The organism is Fodinibius roseus (assembly GCF_900129315.1).
Taxonomy (GTDB): Bacteria; Bacteroidota; Rhodothermia; order Balneolales; family Balneolaceae; genus Fodinibius; species Fodinibius roseus.
The window spans coordinates 13,597-36,968 of the sequence record NZ_FQUS01000027.1 but is presented as its reverse complement, the minus strand read 5'-3'; the positions used below and the strand labels follow the sequence as shown (position 1 = coordinate 36,968).

Below are 23,372 nucleotides of genomic sequence, written 5' to 3'. Positions count from 1 at the left end.
CTCCGGCCTTGACCCTGAACAAAATCCATGGTTTTCCCGGCCCTCTATAAGCTATTACACTTGAGAACGGCGACTCTGTGACAAAAAAGATTATTTTTTTAAAAAAGAGAGTGGTGCCCCCTTCGAAGGGGAGAGAAAAGCTTTCTTAGCTTATCTTGGGGGGGGCGGTCAAAGCGAAATCACAGAACCTGTTGAACGTTATTTATTTTGTTTTTTCCTCACCGTTACGCCCGGAGGATAGGCATAGTCATTCCACCACTGCTCCAGCTGCTGCGGGTCCGGTTTCCCATCCTGTACGACAAACCGGTATTTTGTTATCCTCGGCGTCCCGGCTTCAATGATTATGCTCTTCAGCGGGAGGGGACCGTAGCTAAAGAAGGGCTCTCCTTCCTGGTTGATGAATACGCTTAGCGGGTGATTATCATTTTGAGGATGAGCCAGCAGCCCTATGCCGGCTGTTTTTCCCTGTATATCGCCCCACAAGTAGCTCCAGCGAATACGCTCACCCACTACTTCCTCACGGGAATAGCCGCCCGAGGTCATAAAATTCATGGCTCTCTCTCCAATCCACTCCTCATGTCCCCGTATATTGATCCCACCGTATCCATATTTGTGCTGCAGAATCCTGACCGGCTTCGCCGTGTTGGCCGACTCCGTAATATGGAGATCAAAGAAATAATAGTCTTTATCTCCGCCCAAAAAATAGACAAAGGTGTCCCACTGCTCGTTAAGGGCAGTCACAGGCTCAGGGGCGGAAAAATCTACGTACCGGTGCTTTGCCCGGAATCCGGAAAACACCGGTCCCTCACCCGACAAGGCGATCGTATCGGCCACGACACGGCCTCCGTCCTCATGCGCCCCCCAGAATTCGGGCATTCTTCCCTGGAATTCCGTTTTGCTCCATGCAGACCAGATACCGTACTGATGCGGCCGGGACGGGTTGAAATGCTGGGTAACCCGTACGCCGCCGGGGGTATACACCGGGTGAATATATCCTGCTCTTCGAAAGCGGGGGGCGATCTCTCCGGGTACCGGGCTTTCCTCATAAAAATAGCTCAACAACTCGCGCCCTTCTCCCCGGAAGGTTACGGAGGGACCCGCAACCTCGCGGGTCACCCCTGCCATAGCGTCGGTTTCCACCGTAGCTCCGGTGTCAAGGATATAGGTGACGGACTCCCCGGCCGGGAGTTCTTCAAGGATAAAATGGGCCCTGTTATCATCTACCTGGGCATAAACCGTGTGGTTCCTGCTGTCTTTCATTTTCATCCCGTAGATCCCGTCGGCCACACGTCCGGGGAGCAAAAAGGTAACGACGGTATTCTGCCGGTCAAATTCCCCGGCCGTTACGGTGACCGTCCAGGTTCCCGCGTCTCCCCGGGCAAGCCCGTGAACGGAAAAAAAGAAAAGAAACAAAAAAAGTAATTTTTTGATCATCGCTCAGTCCCCGTTCTCTCTTAATAGATCGAGGACAGCGCTGCTCATGGACAGGATGCCCGTTCGAAGGGTCGGCTCCAGATCGGGTATATATTTTGGGGAATGAGTAGAAGGAATTTCTGAAGGAGACCTGCTTTTGATGACCTCCGGGTCGATCGAACCCAGTCCGAAGATCACGCCCGGTATATCCGGTTTTGCATGATTATACTCACCGAAATCCTCCCCATACATCGAAGGCTGGGTCTTTTGGACATTCTCCTCACCCAGAAGCTCGTTAAACGTTCCCCGTAGGTCGCTCACCAGCTCCGGGTCATTGTAGACCGACGATACCCGCGTATCTTTATTCAACTTAAGCTCGGGCCAATCCTCTTCCGGCAGTCCGGCCGCCCTGCCTGCCCCCTCACACATTTCTCTGATCCGGTTCAGGAGCTTTTTACGAGTCTCTTCACTATGTACATTCAGTGCTATATCCATGACCACCTCGTCGGGAATAATATTGGCGGCAGTCCCTCCCCGGATGGATCCTATGGAAATATTCGCCATATCGGTCGCAGCTATTTCCCGGCTGATCAGGGTTTGCAAATCAAGCACGAGCTTTGATGCTATCACAACAGGGTCAACCGTTAAATTGGGATAGGCCCCGTGTCCCCCTCTCCCCTTTACGATAATCTCTCCCATATCCACATTGGCATAAGCATATCCGGATGCCATGCCCACCTTGCCCGCCGCCCTGGAGGAACCCACATGAAGCGCCAGCATATAATCCGGTTCCGGGAATCGCTCAAACAATCCGTCGCCAATCATGGCGCGTGCTCCCGAAAACAGCTCTTCCGCCGGTTGTCCGATAAATATGAGCGTTCCCTGCCACTGATCCTTCATTTCCGTAAGCACCCCGGCCGTGCCCGCCATAACAGCCATATGCATATCGTGTCCGCAGGCATGCATGACGGGCGTGTCTTCCCCGTCCTTGTTCGTGACCACTTTTGTACTGGCAAAATCCACCCCTGTCTGCTCATTGATCGGCAATGCGTCCATATCACTGCGAACCAGTATATTCGGACCTTCTCCATTTTCATACACCCCTACGACCCCGTGACCGCCAACACCTTCGGTCACGGAGAATCCAAGCTGCCGCAGCTCTTTTGCAAGCCTTGTTGAAGTTTGTTCTTCCTGCTGCGATAACTCGGGGTGCTCATGAAAATGCTTGTAGAGGTCCGCCAAATAATCGTAATTGCTGTCAATGATCTCTTTGACAGCATCGGTTTGGGCCTGCACCGTACCGGCGGCATTGAACAAAAAAAGGAGTACCAGAAGAGTGCTTTTTTTAATCATAATCCCTGTCAATTTATAATATTAGCTTAATAGTTCAGCTGGCTAAATAATGCCCCTTTTGTTTCCCGGGACCGGAATGGCGTAACGGCCGTCCTCGTCAGGCATAACGGGCGCTTCGGAATCAAACGTCAGGTTTTCGGGCACCAGCACCACATCGGAGTTCAGGGCTTCCTCCCATTCTATGAGGTGACCGGAATGAACGGCCATCCGGCCCATGATAGTTGACATCGTGCTGTGAGCCCCCCATTCCGTGTCGTTGTGAGGCTTGTCCTCTCTGATAGCTTCAAAAAGCGCTTTGTGTTCGAGTACATAGCGGCTTGGGCCATCATCGCCGCCATATTCATGGTTCCATGCTATTTCGCCGTTCATTTTTTTCATCTCCACTTCTCTTCTGGAGGCATGAAGGTTGGCAATCCCCTTCGTACCCTGAAAGTAACAGCCCATGTTGGACCACCCGCCCATCACATGCCTTGTGGTGCTGTGCAGCCTGGTCCCGTCAGCGTACTCATATTCGATATAAAAATGATCATAGACATTCCCGCGATCCGCTCCCTCAAACACTGCTCGTCCCCCGGTACCTATAGCACGGACCGGGTGGGTGCCCTTAACCCAGTTAACGATATCCAGGTAATGCAGGGTCAGGGCGGCCGGAGATCCTCCCCAAAGCCAGCAAAAGTGTCGCCAGTTGCGCAGCTGATACTCCAGCTCCGATTGTCCCGGTTCCCGTGGAACGAGCGTTATATCTCCGATCATATACTGGCATCGCATCGAAGTGATATCGCCGATATCACCCCTGTTGATCCGGTTTACAAAATCACGTTGGGAAGCCCCGTAGCGATTTTGTAACCCTACAACGACTTTCAATCCTTTCCGGTCGGCTGCTTCGCCGGCTGCCAGAATTTTACGAATCCCGGGCGCATCGCAGGCAAGCGGCTTTTCCATGAAAACATGTTTCCCGGCCTGAACAGCCGCTTCAAAGTGAAAGGGTCTGAATGCCGGCGGTGTTGCCAATAATACCACATCCGCCAGTTCAATAGCCTGTTTATAGCTCTCCAGGCCCACAAACCTGTGCTGTTCCGGAACGCTTATCTTCTCTTTGACACCGTCTATTTTTTTAAGCCTCCCGTAACAGCTATCGATCTTATCCTGAAATATATCGGCCATCGCCACAAGTTCTAACGCCTCATCGGCCTGCATGGCATCCCGAACGGCGCCGGTGCCCCGGCCCCCGCACCCTATCAGTGCCAGTTTGAGGGTATTGTCCCCGGCGCCGGAGGTGCGACTGACTGTACTTCCTTTTGCGGCCAAGGGGCCGAGCACAGCTCCCCCAACACAGAGAGCTGAATGTTCTAAAAATTTTTTCCGTGAAATATTCATGGTTATAATATTAAAAATGTTACTGATAACTTTTATAACAATACGTAGCCGGCAAAAAATGACAAGGTAACCGAATTTCCCATACAATCCGCTACAGCCAAAAGAGAAAGGAACGTTATTGCTTTCATAATCAGCCCACGATATCTGATCTATCTAAGAAATTTCTTTCAGTCCGGCTAACAAGTCTCATCGGCACTCCCTCTGCATCAAGTTTACAATTGCAAACTGCGCACGTTCCGGTATTTCAGGAGGCTTTGACAACCCATTGAGTTCGTCATTCATTATGAGCCTGCGAAGGATCGCTAAACAGAAGGATCGCTAAACAACAGCTGTGGTTTTTAAAGAGAAATCCTTCAGCTACCTTAAGGACGAAAGCCGGGCCCTCCAAAGTCCCTATTAAATAATAAATAAATAGAAATAAAATAAAAATTATATACTATCTTTTTTTATTATTAAAAAGGTATTTGTTTTTTTTACCTTTCTTTATGAGTAAACATAAACTTGAATTTTTTAATTTAAATACACACATTTTATTTAATTTCTCTGACCCGCTGACAACCAAATAAAAAGAAATTCAGGATTTTGTTTTTTATATTCTTTCAATCATTTACCGGCGAGATAAACATTGGTCCCGTAAACCGGGTTCATCCTCGTCGATAGCAATCTATCATTGATACGACATTGGCAGGCTGACAGAAGGCCCTGAAAGAGCAATGCATCAGGAGGCTGGTTGTGCCGTCAGGAGTCGGGGGGAGGCTGACTACTTGCCGGGCCGCCTGACAACAGCACGGAAGCTCGGGGAAACCGGGGCCGGTGCTGCAAAGACTTCTGAATAGTTCGTGTAAAAAGGTGGTCGGGTCTTGTACCGTAAAAAAGTAACTCCATTATTGATAATTCAGCTATTATAAACAGAAAGTATTTACCGTGAAAAAAACATTTGCACATACTAAAAAAGAGATCGAAGGACAACCGGACCTTTGGCTTGAAACGCTTCAGTTAATACATGAAAACAGTGACTGTATTGATTTTTTACATTCCGTCTATAGCAGGGATCGCCTGAATGTCGTACTAACGGGAGCCGGCAGCTCTGCTTTCATCGGAGAGACGGTCGAGCATCTGTTTGAGGGACGGCAGGCTTCCGCCCGCGCCCTGCCGACCACTACGCTTGTCACCCATTTTAAAGATTATATTGACACTTCAACTCCTTTACTGTTGATCTCTTTCGCACGATCGGGCAACAGTCCGGAAAGCATTGCGGTGGTTGACATTGCGGAATCCCGGTGCGGGGAGGTCCATCACCTTGCTATCACCTGTAACAAATCGGGACGCCTGGCCCAAAAAATCCAGCAGCTGGAAAATGGGTGCACCGTCGTATTACCCCCGGCCTCGGAAGACCGGGGACTGGCCATGACCGGCAGTTTCACTTCGATGGTGCTGAGTGCTGTTTACTACTCAAAATTCAGACAGCTGAAAAACAACGGCACGGCTGGTCTTCTTTCGAAGATAGCAGACGACAGCCGTCATATTATCAATACGGCGGCGAAGCCCCTGAAATCCATATCGGAGCAACCCTTTAACCGCATCGTCTTTTTAGGCTCCGGACCGCTGCTGGGCATTGCACGGGAGTCTCACCTGAAAGTTCAGGAACTCAGCGACGGGGAGGTCGTCGGCAAGTTTGATTCGTTCCTGGGCTTCCGGCACGGTCCCAAAGCGGTGGTAGATAAGCAAACGATACTGGTTTTTCTCTTTTCTTCGGATAAGCATGTGTTCCGTTATGAGAAAGACCTGGTGGAACAAATCGTGCATGAAAATACGGCTATGAAGTGTATCGGCGTATTCCACAACCGGCGGCAGGCAGAGGCATTCGATCTCGATCTGAATATTGCGATCCGGCAGGGAGATGAGCCGGCGCCGTCTGACTACGACCTGCTGCCGTACGTTCTGCCGGCCCAGATGATCGGCTTTTACAAATCACTTGATTTGGGGCTGAAACCGGATGCTCCATCCAAGAACAATGCCATTTCGAGAGTGGTTAAAGGCGTTAAAATTTATCCTGAATCTAAAGATTGATAGTGATTATGCCGGAATTCACGCCTTTTGTCGATGCTATTGCTGCTTTTGCTACTGAGATTCGCCTATTCATCATTTTTCATTCATTTTCGACCTAAACCTCATGATCCTGACTGCTTGTCCCAATCCATCGGTAGATAAATTTCTGAGCCTCTCTTCCATCAAGCCCGGACAAGTCAACCGAAGTACGGGCGAGGCGGCCTTTCCCGGTGGCAAGGGAGTGCATGTAGCCCTTGCTGTCAATGAGCTCGGTGTTGCAAGCCACCTGGCCGGTTTCTGGGGAGGTCCCACGGGACAATGGATCAAGCAGATGTGCAGCCGCCAGGGCATCGACTCCTCGGGACCCGCTATCGACGGGTGGACCCGCACCTGCCTGACGATCCGGTCGGGGAAAGAGCTCAAGGATACCGAAATCCTGGAGCACGGTCCCACGGTTACCGAACGGGACCTGCACCATTTCTGGGAGGCAGTGGATCAAAAGGCCGGGCAGACTAACCTGATTTGCGTCAGCGGCTCTTGGCCGGACGGGTCGCCGGACCAGGTCTACCAGTCGCTGGGCACGTATTGCGAGGACCCCCGCTTCTCCGTTTGGATTGATGCTTCGGGGGATCGGCTAAAACAAGCGATTGATATTCATCCCTATGGCATCCATGTTAATACAACGGAAGCCCGGTCGCTGCTGGGACGGGAGGATACGGCGGACAACTACGCCCGGGCGTTGCTGGACTATTGCGAGGTTGCTGCCGTGACCGACGGGGCCGACGGCTTGTACCTGGCCTCCGGCGACGGCGTCTATCACGCTTACTGTCCCGTAGAAAAGGTGATCAGTACCGTGGGCTGCGGCGACTGCCTGCTGGCGGGACTCCTTGTTGGCCAGCACAAGGGCGCGTCCCTGCGGGAAATGGCCGTTTTGGGAACGGCCTGCGGGGCAGCAAACTGCCTGCGTCCCGACCTGGGAATGCTTTACCGTAGCGATGTGGATGATTTGAGGAAAAAAGTAACTTGTAACAAAATTTGATGATCAATGTCTCAGGACAAGAAATTTGATGTTATGGTGGTGGGTGAGTTGAATGTGGATCTGATACTCAACAAGCTCAACAAGCCCCCGCAATTCGGAAAAGAACAGCTCGCCGATGAGATGACCCTGACGCTGGGCAGCTCTACGGCCATCTATGCGGCAAACAGCAACAGCCTGGGGGTGGATGTGGCCTTTTGCGGCAAAGTAGGCACCGATCAGTTCGGGTCCCTCGTCATGAACGCCCTCGCCGACAAAGGGGTTAATACCGATTATGTGATTACGGACGATCAGCTGAAGACGGGCGCAACCGTGATTTTTCGCTACGAAAACGATCGCATGATGGTAACTCATCCCGGAGCCATGAACCACATGACCGTCCCGGAAGTCCCGGATGAACTGTTCGAAAAAAGCCGCCATATCCACACATCCGCCGTCTTCCTTCAGCCGGGGATTAAAAAGGATCTCGTGCCGCTCTTTCGCAAAGCTAAAGCGTTTGGCCTGACGACCTCTATGGATACGCAGTGGGACCCGGAGGAGGAATGGGACCTGGATTTTGAGCGTCTGCTGCCGCTGCTTGATTTTTTCCTGCCCAACGACCAGGAACTGCTGCAGCTGACGGGCGCCTCCGATGTCGACGGCGCACTGGAACAGCTGTCCGGCTATGACACCTGTATCGTGGTAAAATGCGGGGAGCGGGGAGCAGTCATGCAAAAAGACGGCACGAAACATGCGATTCCCGCCTACGACGTTTCCGGTAATTTTGTCGATGCGGTCGGGGCCGGGGACAGCTTTAATGCCGGTTTCATCCACGGGTTCGTACAAGGCAAGCCCCTGAAGGAATGCCTGGCGGCCGGAAATCTCGCTGCGGCCGTTTCGACCACCGCGGCCGGGGGAACCGACGGCATACAAAACTACCGGCAGGTGACCGAACTGGGTAACACCCTTCAACTGCGGGGCGAGAAACAGGAATAAGCCCTTATACAGGGATATATATGTATTTATTACATTCAGCCACACCTTAACCATTTAGACTCCATCAGCTATTATGACTCTTCAACAAAAATTCAAGGAACTCGAAAACGAAGGATCGGCTCTTCTTGCCACGAACTTTTATAACTTCGAAACCATCACGGGCGTGCTCCAGGCAGCCTCAGCGAAGGAAATGCCGCTCATCCTTCAGGCCAGTCCGAGTACCATCAACTATCTCGGGGCAGGCGTCGCGGCCTCTCTTGCACGATCGACCATGAAAAAACATGGCGTTGAGGGATGGCTTCATCTCGACCACGCCGAATCATACGAACTCATCGAAGAGTGCCTGGACGAAGGGTTTGACTCTGTCATGATCGATGCCAGCGAAAAATCATTCGACGAGAATGTGGCCATTACGTCCAGAGTCACCGAGCTGGCCCGGTCGTATGGCGCCAATGTGGAGGCGGAGCTGGGATATGTGGCCAAGCTGGGACAATCGCATGAAAGGGAGGGCTTCACCAAGCCTGACGAAGCAAGGAAATTTGTGGAACAGACCGGCGTGGATGCCCTGGCCGTAGCCATCGGGTCGGCCCACGGCTTCTATAAAAAAGAGCCCGACCTGGATCTTGAGCGGTTGGAGCAGATCCACCGGGCGACCTCCTGTGCCCTGGTTCTGCACGGCGGGTCCGGCATTCCCGACACTCAGCTGCAGCAGGGCATTCGACTGGGGATACGAAAAATCAATGTTGCCACTGAAATCAAGAATATTTTTATGAAAACCCTGCAGGAAGAGCTGCAGCAGAATACCGAAATTGATCTTCGAAAAGTATTTCCCCCCGCTACGGAAAAAATCAATCACCTGGTCCAGGGAAAGATGGCGATCATCAAGGGAGCAAAAACGGCCTGAAGCTACCTAAACGTGGCCCGGGAAGAACGAGTACAGCAGTAATACGAGCGCGGACAGGCAATAGTTCATGTACAGGTTTATCATTCAATAAACATTCACATAGGTATTAGATATTATGAAATCAAAAATTTGGCTGGTTTTTGCACTCATTACAACGGTATTCTGGGGCGTTTGGGGGGCTTTTATCGAGATTACCGAGCAGGCGGGTTTTCCGGCCACCCTGGGTTATGTCGTATGGTCACTGACCATGATTCCCCCGGCGCTTGTCGCCCTGAAAATCATCGACTGGAAGCTTGAGTATGACACCAAATCGATTATTCTGGGATCTGTCATCGGATTCCTCGGGGCGGGGGGACAGCTGGTGCTGTTCCAGGTCCTGAGCATGGGACCGGCATATATTATTTTCCCCATTATATCGCTCTCGCCGGTGGTGACGGTTCTTCTTTCCATTTTCATTCTCAAGGAGAGCACGCAGTTTAAAGGGTGGGTCGGCATTCTGCTGGCCTTGATCGCCATCCCGCTGCTGTCCTACCAGCCGCCCGGAAATACGGTCATCGAGGGCTACTGGTGGCTGGCCCTCACCCTGCTTGTATTTTTTGCCTGGGGGGTACAGGGCTTTTTTATGAAGTTTGCCAACAAATCGATGAAGGCCGAAAATATCTTCTTTTACATGGCCGTAACGGGACTGCTGCTCTCCCCGTTTGCCATATGGATGACCGATTTCTCACAGGATATTAACTGGGGCTTCAAGGGGCCCTACCTCGCCGCGATGATTCAAGTCCTGAACGCCGTCGGGGCATTATGCCTGGTGTACGCCTACCGCTACGGGAAGGCGATTGTCGTTTCCCCGCTGACGAACGCCGTGGCGCCGGTCATTACGATTGTCATTTCCCTGCTGCTCTATGCCGTGTTCCCTCACACCGTTACGTTGATCGGGATGATATTCGCCATTACAGCCACTTACTTGCTGGCGATCGTTGAGGAAAGCACGGAGAAAGTGGATGAAATGGACATCATTGATGAGTAACGGAATGGAATTTTGAACGCTCCCCTTCCCAGCCGGCAATTGGTTTTTGCCAGCTTGTGAATACTATCGACACCTGTTACCCGCCGAACTCACCGGCCAAAAAAGGGTCACTGCCGGCACCGGTGGCCTCTTTGTTACCTGTTATGTCATCTGACCGCAGGATGCGCAGTCCGAGTCTGGGGGACGATATTGCAACAGTCACTTACTAAAAATAATAATTTTACCATTATGGATTTCTCGAATCACGCCCAAACACTCTACAACGAAATTGAAAAGATCGATGCGCATACGCACCTGAACGCAGAGCGGACCGCCCTCCAGCAGGAAGGCGAGGAGGAAGGGTTCCGCTTTCTCTCTATCAATACAGAGATCCCCGACTTCCCATCAACCACTCGCCAGCGTGAAATTGCGTCCGCCCTCGATCAGCAGCATCCAACCCCGGTGAATTTCATTGCTACCTTCAGCACGGAGCACTGGGGCGAACCGTTCTGGCAGGATCAGGCCATTGACCAGATCAAGCAAGGGCTGCAAAAGGGCGCCGTGGGCGTAAAAATCTGGAAAAATGTCGGCATGGTGCTTAAGGATAAAGAGGGACAATTTGTTATGGCGGACGACCCCTCATTCGATCCCATCTACGAATATCTTTCCGAGCACCGGATACCACTTCTGGCTCACCAGGCAGAGCCAAAAAACTGCTGGCTCCCCCTTGAGGAAATGACCGTGACCAGCGACAAAGAGTATTTCAGCAACCATCCGGAGTATCATATGTACCTGCATGATGAATTTCCCTCCTACAGCGAACTGTTAGAGGCCCGTGACCGTGTCCTCGATAAACACCCGGACCTGCCATTTATAGGACTCCATCTCGCCAGCCTGGAGTGGAGTGTCGAGAAAGTGGCTGAGTGGCTGGACCGCTATCCCAATGCGGGGGTTGATCTTGCCGAGCGGGTATGCCATCTTCAGCACCAGGCGGTCGACCGGCCTAAAAAAGTGAAACATTTTGTGGAGGCCTACCGGGACCGGATTATTTACGGTACCGACCAGATTGACGACGGCTCTCTTTCAGCACCGGAGTTACGCGAGGAGATCAGAGGGAAATGGCACAGCGAGTTTCAATTTTTTGCGGACGACACCATTCAGAACGCATGGAATGTCAAAAAGCCTTTCCGGGGACTCGGACTGGAGAAGGGTATTATCCGGAAAATATTCCGGGACAACGCGGTGCGGTACTACCCGGGATTATAAATGATATAAAGGGAACATCAAGCAGGAAGGCAGGATACACCGGACTACGGCTTGATCAGGTCACGGAACGGTAAATTCCATGTATCGTAAGCCCTCCAGATCATTATTTCAAAGCCGAATGTTGAAAATAACGTGAGTTCAAAAATTACATTAAACTCACATTAATTTTAACCGGTCACAGTAGCTCCCGGACGTCATAACAAAGGCTGAATTACACCTTGACTACATTGATATCTTTTTTCTTGAGCTTTTGCTCGAATTCCGGGATGATTTTCGTGTCCGTTATGATCGTATTAATGACCTCAAGTCCGCATATGAATGAAAAGCTGTGACGGCCGAGCTTGCTGGAGTCGGTGACGGCTATGACATGGTGCGCTCGCTCCACCATCATCCTGTTCAGCTGGGCCTCCATGGGATTGGGCGTGGTAAGCCCGTGGTCCATATCCAGTCCGTCCACCCCCAGGAAAAGCTTATCAAAAAAGTAATTGCTGATCACCGATTCCGCATCGGGTCCTACGAGGGAGTACGATTTGCTTCGGATGGTCCCTCCTGTCAGCATGACCATGATCTCTTCTTTGCTCGTCAGGTCCATGGCGATCTGAATGGCATTGGTCATCACCGTAATCTCTTTTTTCTCATCCAGGCGTCGCGCGATCTCAAGGGTAGTCGTCCCCGAATCAAGAAGAATGGAATCCCCGTCATCAATCATCTCCACCGCTTTTTTACCGATGCGCTGTTTTTCCTCGCTGTGCAGTTTTTGTTTCTCTTCGAGGGTCGGATCTTTGTAAACATTCTTGCGCAATAAGGCCCCGCCGTGTGTCCGGTGCAGGATGCCTTTCTTTTCAAGAAAATCCAGGTCATTTCGGATCGTAACACTGGTTACCGAAAAGCGTTCGCTGAGTTCATCAACCCTTACCTTCCCATCTTCATAAATAATTTGAATAATGCTGTCTCTCCGCTCTACGGTTGATCTCATATGTATAGTATTATTATTTATTTTGCGAGTAAATAAGTGTTTTTATTACATTTTTGCAACAGGATTTCCCCGCAACAAAGGGATAAATAAACTTTTCTTTTTTTAGGATTCTTTCCAAAAGTAATAAAAAGTCAACTTTATACCTATATTTTTTCCTCATTCAACCTTTATGCTTTTCACTGTCCATTCAATTTTTTTTCATGATATTATACGGTCCATCCACTGATCAGCCTTAAAATCCTACACAACCTTACCCCAACACAACTCCCTTAATACTTACACGTATTCATAACTACCTACACGTAAAATGCAGGGAATACCTACCCGAATTTTGGGAAAATAAAGAGAGGTTTTCAAAACGCTCAAACAGATCAGCACCAAGCCTCGTAAAACAGCCAGCAGTTGTCACGTTATGGGATATATATAATTACCAGACAATCTGCCATTTTCCCCGTGATACCCCTGAAACGAGTCCACAGGTCCTCAGCTATAGGGTCCACCTCTCTACGTTTAGTCTTCATACCAAGCGTAGATCTCACGTACTTCTTAGGATTTCTGCCTGCACTCAACTAAATATTCCGGCAAGCTTACAGTAAACAGCCCGAGTCGGCCATGTGAACCAAAGACGGAAGAAAATAATAAATTCATTGTAGAAGTAATTGATTATATCTTATATTTGGACTCTCGAAAAATTGATCTTTCAGTTGTTTAGGGAATTGACCGGGCTTAAGTTCCTTCTTGCTTGCTGCTGCAGGTTATGCATTTATGCAAAGATTGCATGGGAACCAAAAGTAGCAGATATCAATTTTATGTTTATGGATATATTGATTTTGATATAAGGATCTTTATGATGAGCTTCCTACTACTTAATGATCAATAATCTGCTGTTTTTAAATGAACCTGCCCGAGTGGCGGAATTGGTAGACGCGTTGGACTTAAAATCCAATTGGTATCTAAATACCAGTGCCGGTTCGAGTCCGGCCTCGGGTACTCCTAAAGCCCTGTATATCTTATACTTATAGAGTTACAGGGCTTTTTTATTTTGTTAAATGTTGATCTCTTTTTAGTATTAAACTAAAGACTGGTACAAGAATGGTACAAGGATAATAATATGTCACTTAAACAAAATTTAAAGTATTCTCACCTATAGCTACGGTCTCCCTTCTTACTTACTTTAGTTCATAAAATGCATTCACAACTTTTGCACTGTTGATCCCCCCCTCAATAATTAAGTCAATTATAAAAAACTCACCTTGTTTAAAAGGGCAAATCTTATACTTATTCGCACAAATAATAGGTTTAATTTTCAGAAGACAAATTGTCTTACGATTTGTCTTCTAGTAATAAAAGTCCCTTTAAATTAATTAAAGCATGATTTCTATGGCAAGTCGGGTATTAATCGCCGTTTTCCCTGAGTTACCGACTTAAGATAAATCCATTCAAAAGCTGTTCTAACCAGTATATTCTGCAAGCAATTCAACCCCTTCTGTCTTTTAATCGTGTAATGTCAAGTAAATAACGTAAATAACTTGACATATCTAACGATTAAATGGTATATTAATACAAGCAGTCAAAAGACCATTAGCATAACACGTAGCATTATGAGTACTGCAAAACAAATAAAAGAGAAAGTTTCCTCCTTTGACGAAGGAACGACATTTAAATATGACCAGCTCGGCATAGATAATAGCGAGTACGGGGCTGCTACCAAGGCCATTGAGCGGTTGATATCCAACGATGTCGTAAAAAGGATTTCCAAAGGCCTGTTTTACAAGCCCAAGAAGTCGTTGTTTGGCGACTTAAAGCCCAATGAAGAGCAGCTGCTAAAACCCTATATGTACGAAGGTAACAATCGTATTGCTTATATCACCGGCTTGTCCTTGTACAATCGGATGGGACTTACGACGCAGGTTCCCAAAACGGTTACCCTGGCCTGCAATAAGAAAAGGATCAATACCGAGATCGATAGCCTGAAAGTAAAATCGGTCAAAAGCTACGTGGATCCTACTGACGAGAACATCCGTTTCCTGGAGATTCTGGATGCCATAAAGGATTTCAAGAAAATACCGGACCTGGATATCGATAGTGCTATCGGGCATCTTCAAGACCGGATACGTGATTTGAGTAATACCGACAGAAATAAGCTGATTACCTTTGCCCTGCAATATCCTCCCCGGGTCCGTGCGCTGCTGGGAGCCTTGCTTACCGACCAGGAGTTCAACAGCGCTTTTCCCAAATTGAAGAATAGCTTGAATCCACTATCAAGTTATGAATTTGGTAGTCTTAGTAGTAGCTTGTCCACAGCTCAAAACTGGAATATTGTTTAGATGAATCTACACGAAGATGCCGAAATTTTTAGGGATGCCATAAGGGCTACAGCCGATCATAAGAATATTCGGGAAATCTATATCGAGAAAGACTACTGGGTAACCTATGCCCTTCATGCGATCTTTCATTCAGACATGAAAGACGTTGCCGTATTTAAGGGCGGCACATCGCTTTCCAAATGTTACCAGGCGATCAACCGGTTTTCGGAGGATATAGATCTTGTGGTGTTAGAAGATCCCGACCTATCCAACAACCAAATGGATAAAAGAGTCAGGAATGTTAGCAAAGTAGTTAATGATACTGATTTGGAGGAAATAGAATTACCCGGGATTACCATGAAACGTGGGAAGAATAGAAAAGTAGCCTACGAGTATGCGAAACATGGATATGACCAAACCTATGGCCAAGTCCGCGACAAAATCATTGTAGAAATATCGAGGCTGGGACATTTCGAACCTCATGAAGAAGTAGCGGTTCACTCGTTTATAGCCGACATCATGAAAGCAAGAGGTCAGGAAGAGCTTGTTGAAAAATATGGATTAGCTCCCTTCCCCTTAAAAGTACTAACTATAGAACGGACCTTTTGCGAAAAAATAATGTCGTTGGTCCGGTTTTCACATGCCGAAAACCCGTATGAGGATCTCGGTAATAAAGTCCGCCATACCTACGATATTCACAAGCTGTTAAAGCAACCTGCAATTCAAGAATTCTTTGAAAGCGATAAGCTGGATGAGATGCTGCTTCAAGTTGGAGCCGATGATATCGAAAGTTATGGCGACCAGTACGATTGGCTATACGAGCATCCTGCCTCAGCCCTGCTTTTTTACAAACCCGAAGAGACCTGGAATAAGATCAGATCTGTTTATAACGGCACTTTTAAAGAATTGGTTATTGGCAAGCTTCCGGAAGATGATGCCGTGTTTAAGGATATTAAAAGGGTCTCTGATCGGCTGTAATCTATTGATTGGGAGCTTTAAATCCCGAAAGTTTAATTCCATTCACTTGCCCCATCTCTTAAAACCTGATTATTACTTTTAAATGTGTAAAAGAAAAGACGCTCAACCATAATCTTCGCAAATCCACAATAGCGTAATCACAGAAGAATAACTATCTAAATAAATTGACTCTTCATTAAGCAACAAACCTTCATCTCCTAGTTTAGGAAACCAATCAATGGCATCACAGACCTCCTTCTTTTTCTTTTTTCCATTATCAAAAAAAACTTTTGGTGTCGAATTAATTGGCAAATCTTCTTCATCTAAAAAACCAAGGTAGAAATCATCTGTTTTAGTCACCCATTCAATTAAACCATTCTCAGAAAAAACTACATAGCAAGGGATATCCCCATATTTTGTGTATTGAATGTATGCTGATGTAATACTAGAACCCAGCTCATCAGAAAGGTCTTCCATGAGACTGACACTTAATCCTTTGCCACTTGTTATATCTCGCACCAAGTATTTAGGCATCAATAACTCTGCTGCAAAGTTATTCGCCTCGTATTCCCGATAATCTGTTCGACTTGAGTTTTTATTCCATTTGTTGAAATCATACTCTTGACAAACGAAGTTCATTAGTTGTTTATGTAACAAATGGTGACCGAATTCGTGTGCTAATACGAACTTTTCCTTAGGTAGATAGTCAATACAATCATCAACGGTAATCATAGATTTATCAGACGCTCCCGAAAATAGAATTCTTCCTTGCGCCCCATCTATCTGTTCATATTTGACAAAGGCATTTCTAACTGCACAAAGGTCTTCTATTTCTCCTAGATCTATCCTTCCATGGATAAAAAATTCTTTTCTTATTTGATTAGCGACTCTTGCAGCCCTATTGCTCATCTTCTTTTTCTAGCTTTTCAATAAGTTGTAAAAGCTGTTCATCATTGAACATTTTTAAAGCATCTTCATCGCTTATATCATCTAATTTGGAGAATTGAAAGGCAAACTTAGACTCAGGCGACTCCATATTTGAAAGTATGGACTTTAGAGAAATAGCCTGGCTTTGTGATTTAAGCAGTTCTTGGGCTCTTTTTAGGAGACTTTTCTTTTCTTGTGCTTTTTTAAGTTTATTTTCAGCTAAAGCTTTTTTGAAAGTATTTACTCCTTCCTCTTCAAGTTTATCCAAATCATAACCCTTACTTTTCAGGTATTCATCTCTTGCCATTTTATCTTCAAACTCACCTAACCAAGATAGTATTTCGGCTAATTTCTTCATATTAGTTCTACCATCAGTTTTTCAAATTATCAATAAACTTTTCACAAGCTCTTCGAAGCCTTTTTTTAGCATTATATACCTTTTGTCGTGAGTCATAGTTTAATTTACCCGCTATTTCATCTGCTGAATAACCTTCTTCTTCGAAAAAAAGCAATTCTGCAAGTTCTTCATCTATTTCTACAAGATGATCAAACAATTGGTCCCTTAAATCTTTTCCGTGAACCTCTTCAAGTACGCTTACATCACTTTCCAACAAATCGAAAAAGCTATCAGCAGATTGCTCATTACTGGCATGATAAGTTGATGAGGTACTTTTTAAATTAAAGTGATTGCTAATTTCACTGGAAATACAACCTTTTAGAAAATTCGTGAAACTCGGGTTTGTATCAGGATCCCAAGATCTATGATCATCACTGTTCTCATCTAATACCTTTCGTATTGCCCTACCAACAAAATCTTTGGCACTCATTCCTTGTGTAGTAATAAAATTAAGTCTGAAGTCAGCAAAACTGATTAAATTTTTATACAGATCATCAAGTTCATCATCAGTTAAACCATCAATATATTCAAAAGCTCTTGAACTCATAGTAGTATCTCTACATAAACTATAGCTGGTTTCTCATAACAATTTTCCACGGGATGGAAAATCCGGTCAACTTTTCAGCTATATATAATAGAAGGCAACCAAAAACACAAAAAATCATACAATTATGAACAAAGATAAGGATAGATCAGTTTATCGAAGAAGCGATGGAAAATGGGTAAATAAAAAGGATTCTGCATCTAAAGCATCCTCTGTTCACAATAGACAAAAGGATGCTGCCAAAGCGGCCAAGCAGAATTTAAAAAACCAAGGTGGTGGTGAACTAAAAATAATGGGAACAGATGGTAAGATTCGAAGCAAAGACACCATCTCTCCGGGCAATGATCCTTTCCCACCGAGAGATAAGGAACATTAACAAACAGTCAATTTTTAATTAATTATTTCAATGTTATGAATAACTCAGATAAAGGAAAAGGTAAGGAAGATGCTCCAGGCCAAAATAAGGAGTTTACAATATATGTAAATGCAACCCCTGAAACTTGGACCGGCAAAGAGATATCATTTAGTGAAGTTACCAAGTTAGCTTTCGAAAATCCTCCATACGGAGAATACACTGAGTACCAAGTAGTATACTCAGAAGCCCGGGGAAATAAAGAAGGGACATTAGCTGAAGGACAAACCATAAAGATAAAAGAAGGTACAGAGTTTGATGTCAGCGCAACTGATAGATCATAATGAGGATCTCAAAAAGTTAGTAGAGAGTGGGTTAGTTGTAGAAATCAAAAATAACTTCCTGCTGATTCACAGAATCCCATATTTAAACTCTAATAGTGAAATTAAATATGGGACATTCGTTTCCAAACTACAGTTGTCAGGTAATAAAACGAGAAAGAACCCTGAACATACTGTTTATTGGTCTGGAGAAATGCCATGCAGGTTAGATGGCACCAAATTTAATTCGATCCTAAATAATAGCAATACTCAACAAATTGCCGATGGCTTTGAGGTAAACTTTAGATTTTCTAGCAAGCCCAAACCCAATGGGTATTCAGATTACCATCATAAGATGAACACCTATATCACTATGATAACAGCGCCAGCCAAAGCAAAAGACAACTCAGTAACTGAAAAAGGAAAGGCGCAGATAACCCAAAGCAAAGATGAATATGTATTTAACTATTTAAATACTAACTCAAGTAAGCCTGAATTGAGTACTTTAGAAAATGAGCTCAAAGAACAAAAAATTGCAATCATTGGTCTGGGTGGCACTGGGTCATATATTTTAGATTTGGTTGCCAAGGTGCCAGTTGAACAAATTCATATCTATGATGGAGACTGGTTTTACAATAATAATGCGTTCCGAGCTCCGGGCGCACCCTCAATAGATGATCTCACTGTACCCAAGAAAAAAGTAGTATATCTTCAGAACATATACTCCAAGATGCACAAAGGGATTAAGGCTCATCCTGAATACCTAAAATCAGAAACCGTTACGACGTTAGATAAGTTTGATTTTGTCTTCCTATCTCTAGATTCAGGTGACATTAAAAAGGATATAATCAAGTTTTTAGAAAAAGAAGGTATCCCATTTATTGATGTCGGGATTGGTGTAAATAATAATCAGGGTGCACTTACTGGTTTAGTAAGGACAACAACAGGAACGCCTTCAAAAACAGATCATATCTGGGATAAAAATTATATTCCTTTTACCAAAGATCCGGATAATGATTATGATTCTAACATTCAAATAGCTGAGCTAAATTCACTCAATGCGACCCTTGCTGTTATAAAATGGAAAAAGCTGTTTGGTTTTTACCATGACCGAAATAATGAGCATACTAGTTTTTATCGGATTAATTCAAACAAAATGTTGAATGAAGAAACTGAATCATAGATTTGTAGAATACATACCAAAAAATCTTGAAGAAGGAGTTCTTTATATCTCAATAAGATTTGGTACAGCAGTTCATAAATGTGCTTGTGGTTGTGGCAATAAAACTGTTACTCCACTTTCACCAACAGATTGGGAATTAAAATATAACGGAGAATCTATATCCCTAAACCCATCAATTGGCAATTGGAGCTATCCATGCCAATCTCATTACTGGATTATTAATGATGAGATCAGATGGGCAGATAAATGGTCTAAAGAAAAGATTCAGGCAAATAGAGCAAAACAACAGATAAATAAAAAACGTTACTTCAACTCTTCAAAAACAAGTTCTAAAGAGTCAGAATCTGAGGACCAAAGCTTATGGAATAAGTTTAAAAGTTGGATTTCAAACCTCATGAAATAGAACTGCTCTTAAATTTTTCTTATTACTATTGTCTCATTCATTCCCAACCCGTCCCATTCTTTAACACCCCATTGCACCCTGTTCCAGCCCATCCCGGGGTATTTTTCCTGATTTCAATTAGTGTTACGTTAGCATCAGTTATTGATCACAGTGGTGCTATTGCATTACGCTAACCAACGCTAAGCCCGATGCCTGAAACGCTGGAAAATAAACCAAACAAAACCCAAGAGCGGGATTACGCCACCTGCCTGCAAGAGCTGGAGCAGGGGCTACCCATCTTTGGCCGCATCACTGGTACCACCGACGGGCTCCAGCAAGTAGAAAAGGAGCTCCCCTTTAATTTCCGACAGCCTTTTAATGTGGTAAAAGCCATATTCAAACTGGAACCGGGGCTCTACTCTCTCCACACTGGCATTGACGAAGATATTGTGATCGGCTTTCGTATTGACCTCCAAAGCTACTAGCCTATCTGTTTACGCGGTGCCAATGGCCTTTATCGCCCTTGCAACTTATAACTATATGACCACAAAAGACCAATGAACAGCGAATCTAGCTATATCTATTCTGACTCCCAAAAGGATCAAGGACTGGGACGTATCCCGCCCCTTACCCTCAGTCGCAGTTTACCAACCATTAATAAACCAACGGTTCGCAACAGAAGGATTATTCAGCCCAAACGAATAACCCTTCCGAAACCGACGATAAAACCACGACTCCTACCAAAACTGCGACCCGCTATCGACAAAAACCCCCTGCATCCTCCTGCCAGAGTTAAACCTATACCGAGGAGAATAACCAAACCCAAGAAACGGTCTAAGTCGGATAAAAAACTACCTCACGTGTCAGCATTCAGAGTTCGGCAAAACCGACTGCTGCAAAAACGGTCAATCGAAGTGGAGGTATTCTGGATGGAACTGTCAAGGTCGGAGGCATAGAAATTGAAAAGAAACATGCCGCCGTAGCCGGTAGTGCCACGGCCGGTGGGCTCCTGCTTTGGAAACTACTGTTTTAACTCACTTCAAATTAAACACTGAAATAGGTACCCAACTATGAAAACAGAATATACCCACGTAAACAAATGTAATTGTGGATGTAAGGGCGGCCTTGGCAACTCAACGGGATTTATTAGCAATCCCTGTGGTTGCGGACAAGGCTTAGGGGAGTCCCCGACAGAGGATTCTACGGAAACGCAAAAGGACCTCATTACGGAAGCCAAGAAATATATCAACGGAGAAATCCCAACCAAGGTAAAAGTAGCTGCGGGCATCGGAGTTATCGGACTGCTTCTGCTGGCAAAAAAACGACGACGCTAATATGAAAACCGAAGATTACACAGCCCTTTTAGACAGCTACGACAATCACTTTTCGCTGGCCGAACTTGAAATTCAGGGCCCTGGAACAATCAAACGCATGGACATTGGATTTTTGCGCTCCTTTTTGTCTTGGCGACAATGGCACGGCTTGCCAACCATGATCAGCTCCGCCTGGCGAAAAGGGGACCTAAAATCCCACGGCCACGGAATGGCATTTGATGTACTTCTTTTTGACCAATGGCTTGAAAGTCAACCTTCCGCTCTCCAACACTGGCTACTGGCCACCACCTGGGGCTTCAACGGCGTAGGCTTGTACTTTGATTGGAGCTACACCAACAAAGAAGGTAACAAAGTACCGGCTATCGGTTTGCACGTGGACGGATGGACTGGCAACAGTCGGTCCCAGCGTCCGCTCCGGTGGCTGCGAATCAATGGGCAGTATTATTATCAATCTCTTGCCAGCGGGTTGTTCTCCTGCAGGGCCAACCAGCAATCCATCACCTTGGATAATGCCATAATGAGGTACGCCCCGTGAACAACTCTAAAACTGGCAGCTTTTTCAAAACCTACAAGGAACTGATCGTCACCACGATTATCTGCCTGTTTTTGACAGGGATATATGATTCCATCAACAACCAAACCGCTGAAATCAAAAAGTGGTACGATTTGATGATTGGGATCAACGAGAAAGTCAAAGTGCAAGCTAATAATCTAAACAAATTAGAAAAAAGCTTAGAAACACATGTCCAGCGCACGGATGGTCGTTTCAACGATCATAATAAGCGAATTAGAACAATCGAATTTGAGGTCCTGCCATACAAGCCATCCTCAAAGACCTTCCCTTCAACCCAAGACACTTCACATGCCAAAGATCATTCACATCATCATTAAGGCAGTACCGTCCTTAATCAGTTTGTTCAAAAGCAAAACCCCTGAAAAGGGAAAAGGAATCGTAAAAAGCGGAGTGGCCAGTCTTTCAATAGCTGGACTTATCTCCACTGGAAAACTGTCTACATCTGGTATTGACTCGACCCTGCTGCTCATCCTCTCCATCCTAGAGATCATAGGATATCTCTATGGCATGATAGCCATTTCTTCAGGTGCGGCCCAAACCAACGGCATAGACCAACTACTCCAAGGCAACGGAGAAGGCCTACAAAAACAACAGGCAAAAGCCCTGGGAAGCCAGTGGCTCAAACAGATCCAGAAGAACCAACATCAAAAGCTACCAGGCAACTCTTTGTTTGATGACGACCGCTCCGACCTCCGAGTCAAAGCCATGGATATTTCCCGTTACAAAACCCATAAACCTAATAAGAACAACCAATGACTATCTTCTTAACATTTTTATTTACCGCCCTCCTGCTGCTTACCACCAACGAATGGATAGCCAGCCTGATAACTCCGAATAATCTGGCTGAGATAGGCGTGGTTATACTCGGAATGATTGCCCTTTCCGCATCCCTGCAAATCCGAACACTATTTGAAAAAGCCCAAGATATTCTTCGCTTGTATGCCCGATACACCAACCCCACCAGCGAAGAAGGTAAAAAACTCTCTCAACAGGAAAAGGAGCGACTGCTTGATCTTTTTCTACATGAGTTGCGGATGGTAATTGAGCAATTTGGTGGGAAAATAGTTATTCGGATAGGTGGATTTATTAGGAAGGTGTTTGATAAGCTGTTTGGATATAAGGCATAACTGATTTCAGGCAGGGGAATGGTCGGTTAACGACTTATTTTGTTCTGATGGTTCCGGTAACAGGCGCCGATTAAACAATAATAGTAGAATGATAGAAGTGCTTATAAACACATCCGCCATATTGAAAATATAGGGGAATACCGGATCACCGCCGATGGAAAAGGTAAAGTACAGAAAGTCATTTACGCGACCCTGCAAGATATGTCCGTAGCCTTCTATTTTGGCCATAATCAGCCGGTCGATGATATTCCCCAGCGCTCCGCCCAGTATCAGTCCCATGCAGATAAGGTACCCGGGGGTTGCCTGGCTCAAATTCCTTGCTATGTATATAAAAATACCGGCGACCGCCACAATGGAAATCAGGCTGATAGCCCAGGTGGGAAACCAGTCAATTCCCAGCGCCATACCCGGATTTTGGGTGTAGGCAAAGATCAGCCAACCCGGAATGATTTCCAGGTTCTGCAGGGACGGGGTCGTACGAACCAGTTGTTTGGTGAGTTGATCGATGAGTGCCGCCAGCAGGACCGGCGCAAACAAAAACCACAATTTTTTTCTGTTCATAAGGGCTGATATTACAAATATATTGGGGTTAGAAGAATATCCGGTACAAGGAT

At 46.0% G+C, this 23,372-nt stretch carries 27 protein-coding genes and 1 tRNA gene; 19 read left to right on the top strand and 9 right to left on the bottom strand.

All coding sequences use genetic code 11. The features are described 5' to 3' along the window. Positions 1 to 198: 198 nt before the first annotated feature. Genes BUB16_RS18550 through BUB16_RS18540 form a run of 3 tightly spaced genes read right to left on the bottom strand, consistent with a single transcriptional unit; the run spans position 199 to position 4,143 of the window. Entirely contained in the window at positions 199 to 1,434 is a 1,236-nt protein-coding gene (locus tag BUB16_RS18550; protein ID WP_073067875.1) for a DUF6807 family protein, read from the bottom strand. Positions 1,435 to 1,437: 3 nt separating this feature from the next. After that, positions 1,438 to 2,766, bottom strand: coding sequence for an amidohydrolase (locus BUB16_RS18545; RefSeq protein ID WP_073067873.1), 1,329 nt, complete (start codon positions 2,764 to 2,766; stop codon positions 1,438 to 1,440). 42 nt (positions 2,767 to 2,808) lie between these two features. Beyond that, complete coding sequence (locus tag BUB16_RS18540) at positions 2,809 to 4,143, bottom strand: Gfo/Idh/MocA family protein (RefSeq protein ID WP_073067872.1); 1,335 nt, start codon at positions 4,141 to 4,143, stop codon at positions 2,809 to 2,811. Positions 4,144 to 5,067: 924 nt separating this feature from the next. On the opposite strand from BUB16_RS18540, the gene BUB16_RS18535 reads away from it, so the two are divergent. The 5 genes from BUB16_RS18535 to BUB16_RS18515 all read left to right on the top strand — a co-directional run bounded on the left by BUB16_RS18535 (position 5,068) and on the right by BUB16_RS18515 (position 10,134). After that, positions 5,068 to 6,213, top strand: a complete 1,146-nt coding sequence (locus BUB16_RS18535; RefSeq protein WP_073067870.1) for an SIS domain-containing protein — start codon at positions 5,068 to 5,070, stop codon at positions 6,211 to 6,213. A 103-nt stretch (positions 6,214 to 6,316) separates the two neighbouring features. Further along, complete coding sequence (locus BUB16_RS18530; protein ID WP_073067868.1) at positions 6,317 to 7,231, top strand: 1-phosphofructokinase family hexose kinase; 915 nt, start codon at positions 6,317 to 6,319, stop codon at positions 7,229 to 7,231. 6 nt (positions 7,232 to 7,237) lie between these two features. After that, on the top strand, positions 7,238 to 8,203 hold the full coding sequence (locus BUB16_RS18525) for a carbohydrate kinase family protein (protein ID WP_073067866.1): 966 nt from the start codon (positions 7,238 to 7,240) through the stop codon (positions 8,201 to 8,203). 73 nt (positions 8,204 to 8,276) lie between these two features. Continuing rightward, the gene (locus BUB16_RS18520; RefSeq protein ID WP_073067864.1) at positions 8,277 to 9,107 is read left to right on the top strand and encodes a class II fructose-bisphosphate aldolase; all 831 of its coding nucleotides are present in this window, start codon (positions 8,277 to 8,279) and stop codon (positions 9,105 to 9,107) included. A 115-nt stretch (positions 9,108 to 9,222) separates the two neighbouring features. After that, complete coding sequence (locus tag BUB16_RS18515) at positions 9,223 to 10,134, top strand: DMT family transporter (RefSeq protein ID WP_073067863.1); 912 nt, start codon at positions 9,223 to 9,225, stop codon at positions 10,132 to 10,134. Between the two features lie 76 nt (positions 10,135 to 10,210). On the opposite strand, the gene BUB16_RS22080 is transcribed toward BUB16_RS18515, so the two are convergent. Further along, positions 10,211 to 10,336, bottom strand: a complete 126-nt coding sequence (locus BUB16_RS22080) for a hypothetical protein (RefSeq protein ID WP_280173670.1) — start codon at positions 10,334 to 10,336, stop codon at positions 10,211 to 10,213. Between the two features lie 26 nt (positions 10,337 to 10,362). Here BUB16_RS22080 and BUB16_RS18510 point away from each other — a divergent pair, with 26 nt between their 5' ends. Continuing rightward, positions 10,363 to 11,379, top strand: coding sequence for an amidohydrolase family protein (locus tag BUB16_RS18510; RefSeq protein ID WP_073067862.1), 1,017 nt, complete (start codon positions 10,363 to 10,365; stop codon positions 11,377 to 11,379). Between the two features lie 211 nt (positions 11,380 to 11,590). On the opposite strand, the gene agaR is transcribed toward BUB16_RS18510, so the two are convergent. Continuing rightward, positions 11,591 to 12,355 (bottom strand): transcriptional repressor AgaR, encoded by a 765-nt coding sequence (gene agaR, locus BUB16_RS18505; RefSeq protein ID WP_073067861.1) that lies wholly within the window; start codon positions 12,353 to 12,355, stop codon positions 11,591 to 11,593. Positions 12,356 to 13,257: 902 nt separating this feature from the next. On the opposite strand from agaR, the gene BUB16_RS18500 reads away from it, so the two are divergent. The 3 genes from BUB16_RS18500 (at position 13,258) to BUB16_RS18490 (ending at position 15,639) form a co-directional block, all read left to right on the top strand. Then, positions 13,258 to 13,345 (top strand) — tRNA-Leu (locus BUB16_RS18500). Positions 13,346 to 13,956: 611 nt separating this feature from the next. Continuing rightward, positions 13,957 to 14,682, top strand: a complete 726-nt coding sequence (locus BUB16_RS18495; protein ID WP_073067860.1) for a DUF6088 family protein — start codon at positions 13,957 to 13,959, stop codon at positions 14,680 to 14,682. Next, positions 14,683 to 15,639 (top strand): nucleotidyl transferase AbiEii/AbiGii toxin family protein, encoded by a 957-nt coding sequence (locus BUB16_RS18490; RefSeq protein WP_073067859.1) that lies wholly within the window; start codon positions 14,683 to 14,685, stop codon positions 15,637 to 15,639. Positions 15,640 to 15,741: 102 nt separating this feature from the next. On the opposite strand, the gene BUB16_RS18485 is transcribed toward BUB16_RS18490, so the two are convergent. Genes BUB16_RS18485 through BUB16_RS18475 form a run of 3 tightly spaced genes read right to left on the bottom strand, consistent with a single transcriptional unit; the run spans position 15,742 to position 17,489 of the window. Next, complete coding sequence (locus tag BUB16_RS18485; protein ID WP_073067858.1) at positions 15,742 to 16,527, bottom strand: ImmA/IrrE family metallo-endopeptidase; 786 nt, start codon at positions 16,525 to 16,527, stop codon at positions 15,742 to 15,744. Then, positions 16,517 to 16,903, bottom strand: a complete 387-nt coding sequence (locus tag BUB16_RS18480; RefSeq protein WP_073067856.1) for a hypothetical protein — start codon at positions 16,901 to 16,903, stop codon at positions 16,517 to 16,519. The genes BUB16_RS18485 and BUB16_RS18480 overlap by 11 nt, the downstream gene beginning before the upstream one ends. 13 nt (positions 16,904 to 16,916) lie before the next feature. Then, positions 16,917 to 17,489: a hypothetical protein gene (locus tag BUB16_RS18475; protein ID WP_073067855.1), complete on the bottom strand. Its 573-nt coding sequence runs from the start codon at positions 17,487 to 17,489 to the stop codon at positions 16,917 to 16,919. A gap of 124 nt (positions 17,490 to 17,613) precedes the next feature. On the opposite strand from BUB16_RS18475, the gene BUB16_RS18470 reads away from it, so the two are divergent. The 10 genes from BUB16_RS18470 (at position 17,614) to BUB16_RS18425 (ending at position 22,758) form a co-directional block, all read left to right on the top strand. Continuing rightward, positions 17,614 to 17,862 (top strand): DUF2188 domain-containing protein, encoded by a 249-nt coding sequence (locus tag BUB16_RS18470; protein ID WP_073067854.1) that lies wholly within the window; start codon positions 17,614 to 17,616, stop codon positions 17,860 to 17,862. Between the two features lie 35 nt (positions 17,863 to 17,897). Next, the gene (locus tag BUB16_RS18465) at positions 17,898 to 18,182 is read left to right on the top strand and encodes a multiubiquitin domain-containing protein (protein ID WP_073067851.1); all 285 of its coding nucleotides are present in this window, start codon (positions 17,898 to 17,900) and stop codon (positions 18,180 to 18,182) included. After that, entirely contained in the window at positions 18,157 to 19,341 is a 1,185-nt protein-coding gene (locus tag BUB16_RS18460) for a ThiF family adenylyltransferase (RefSeq protein ID WP_073067849.1), read from the top strand. The genes BUB16_RS18465 and BUB16_RS18460 overlap by 26 nt, the downstream gene beginning before the upstream one ends. After that, on the top strand, positions 19,322 to 19,744 hold the full coding sequence (locus BUB16_RS18455) for a ubiquitination-like system serine protease family protein (RefSeq protein WP_073067848.1): 423 nt from the start codon (positions 19,322 to 19,324) through the stop codon (positions 19,742 to 19,744). Before BUB16_RS18460 ends, BUB16_RS18455 begins: the two co-directional genes overlap by 20 nt. A gap of 188 nt (positions 19,745 to 19,932) precedes the next feature. Beyond that, positions 19,933 to 20,208, top strand: coding sequence for a hypothetical protein (locus tag BUB16_RS18450; protein WP_073067844.1), 276 nt, complete (start codon positions 19,933 to 19,935; stop codon positions 20,206 to 20,208). Between the two features lie 585 nt (positions 20,209 to 20,793). Beyond that, a complete protein-coding gene (locus BUB16_RS18445; protein ID WP_073067841.1) occupies positions 20,794 to 21,057 on the top strand; it encodes a hypothetical protein in 264 nt (87 codons plus the stop codon). Between the two features lie 97 nt (positions 21,058 to 21,154). Next, the gene (locus tag BUB16_RS18440; protein WP_244545744.1) at positions 21,155 to 21,592 is read left to right on the top strand and encodes a hypothetical protein; all 438 of its coding nucleotides are present in this window, start codon (positions 21,155 to 21,157) and stop codon (positions 21,590 to 21,592) included. Further along, positions 21,589 to 21,948: a hypothetical protein gene (locus BUB16_RS18435; RefSeq protein ID WP_073067837.1), complete on the top strand. Its 360-nt coding sequence runs from the start codon at positions 21,589 to 21,591 to the stop codon at positions 21,946 to 21,948. Before BUB16_RS18440 ends, BUB16_RS18435 begins: the two co-directional genes overlap by 4 nt. Continuing rightward, entirely contained in the window at positions 21,920 to 22,387 is a 468-nt protein-coding gene (locus tag BUB16_RS18430; RefSeq protein WP_073067835.1) for a hypothetical protein, read from the top strand. The genes BUB16_RS18435 and BUB16_RS18430 overlap by 29 nt, the downstream gene beginning before the upstream one ends. Further along, positions 22,384 to 22,758: a hypothetical protein gene (locus BUB16_RS18425; RefSeq protein ID WP_073067833.1), complete on the top strand. Its 375-nt coding sequence runs from the start codon at positions 22,384 to 22,386 to the stop codon at positions 22,756 to 22,758. The genes BUB16_RS18430 and BUB16_RS18425 overlap by 4 nt, the downstream gene beginning before the upstream one ends. 6 nt (positions 22,759 to 22,764) lie before the next feature. Here BUB16_RS18425 and BUB16_RS18420 read toward each other — a convergent pair whose 3' ends face one another. Continuing rightward, positions 22,765 to 23,319: a signal peptidase II gene (locus BUB16_RS18420; RefSeq protein WP_073067832.1), complete on the bottom strand. Its 555-nt coding sequence runs from the start codon at positions 23,317 to 23,319 to the stop codon at positions 22,765 to 22,767. Positions 23,320 to 23,372: the final 53 nt, after the last annotated feature.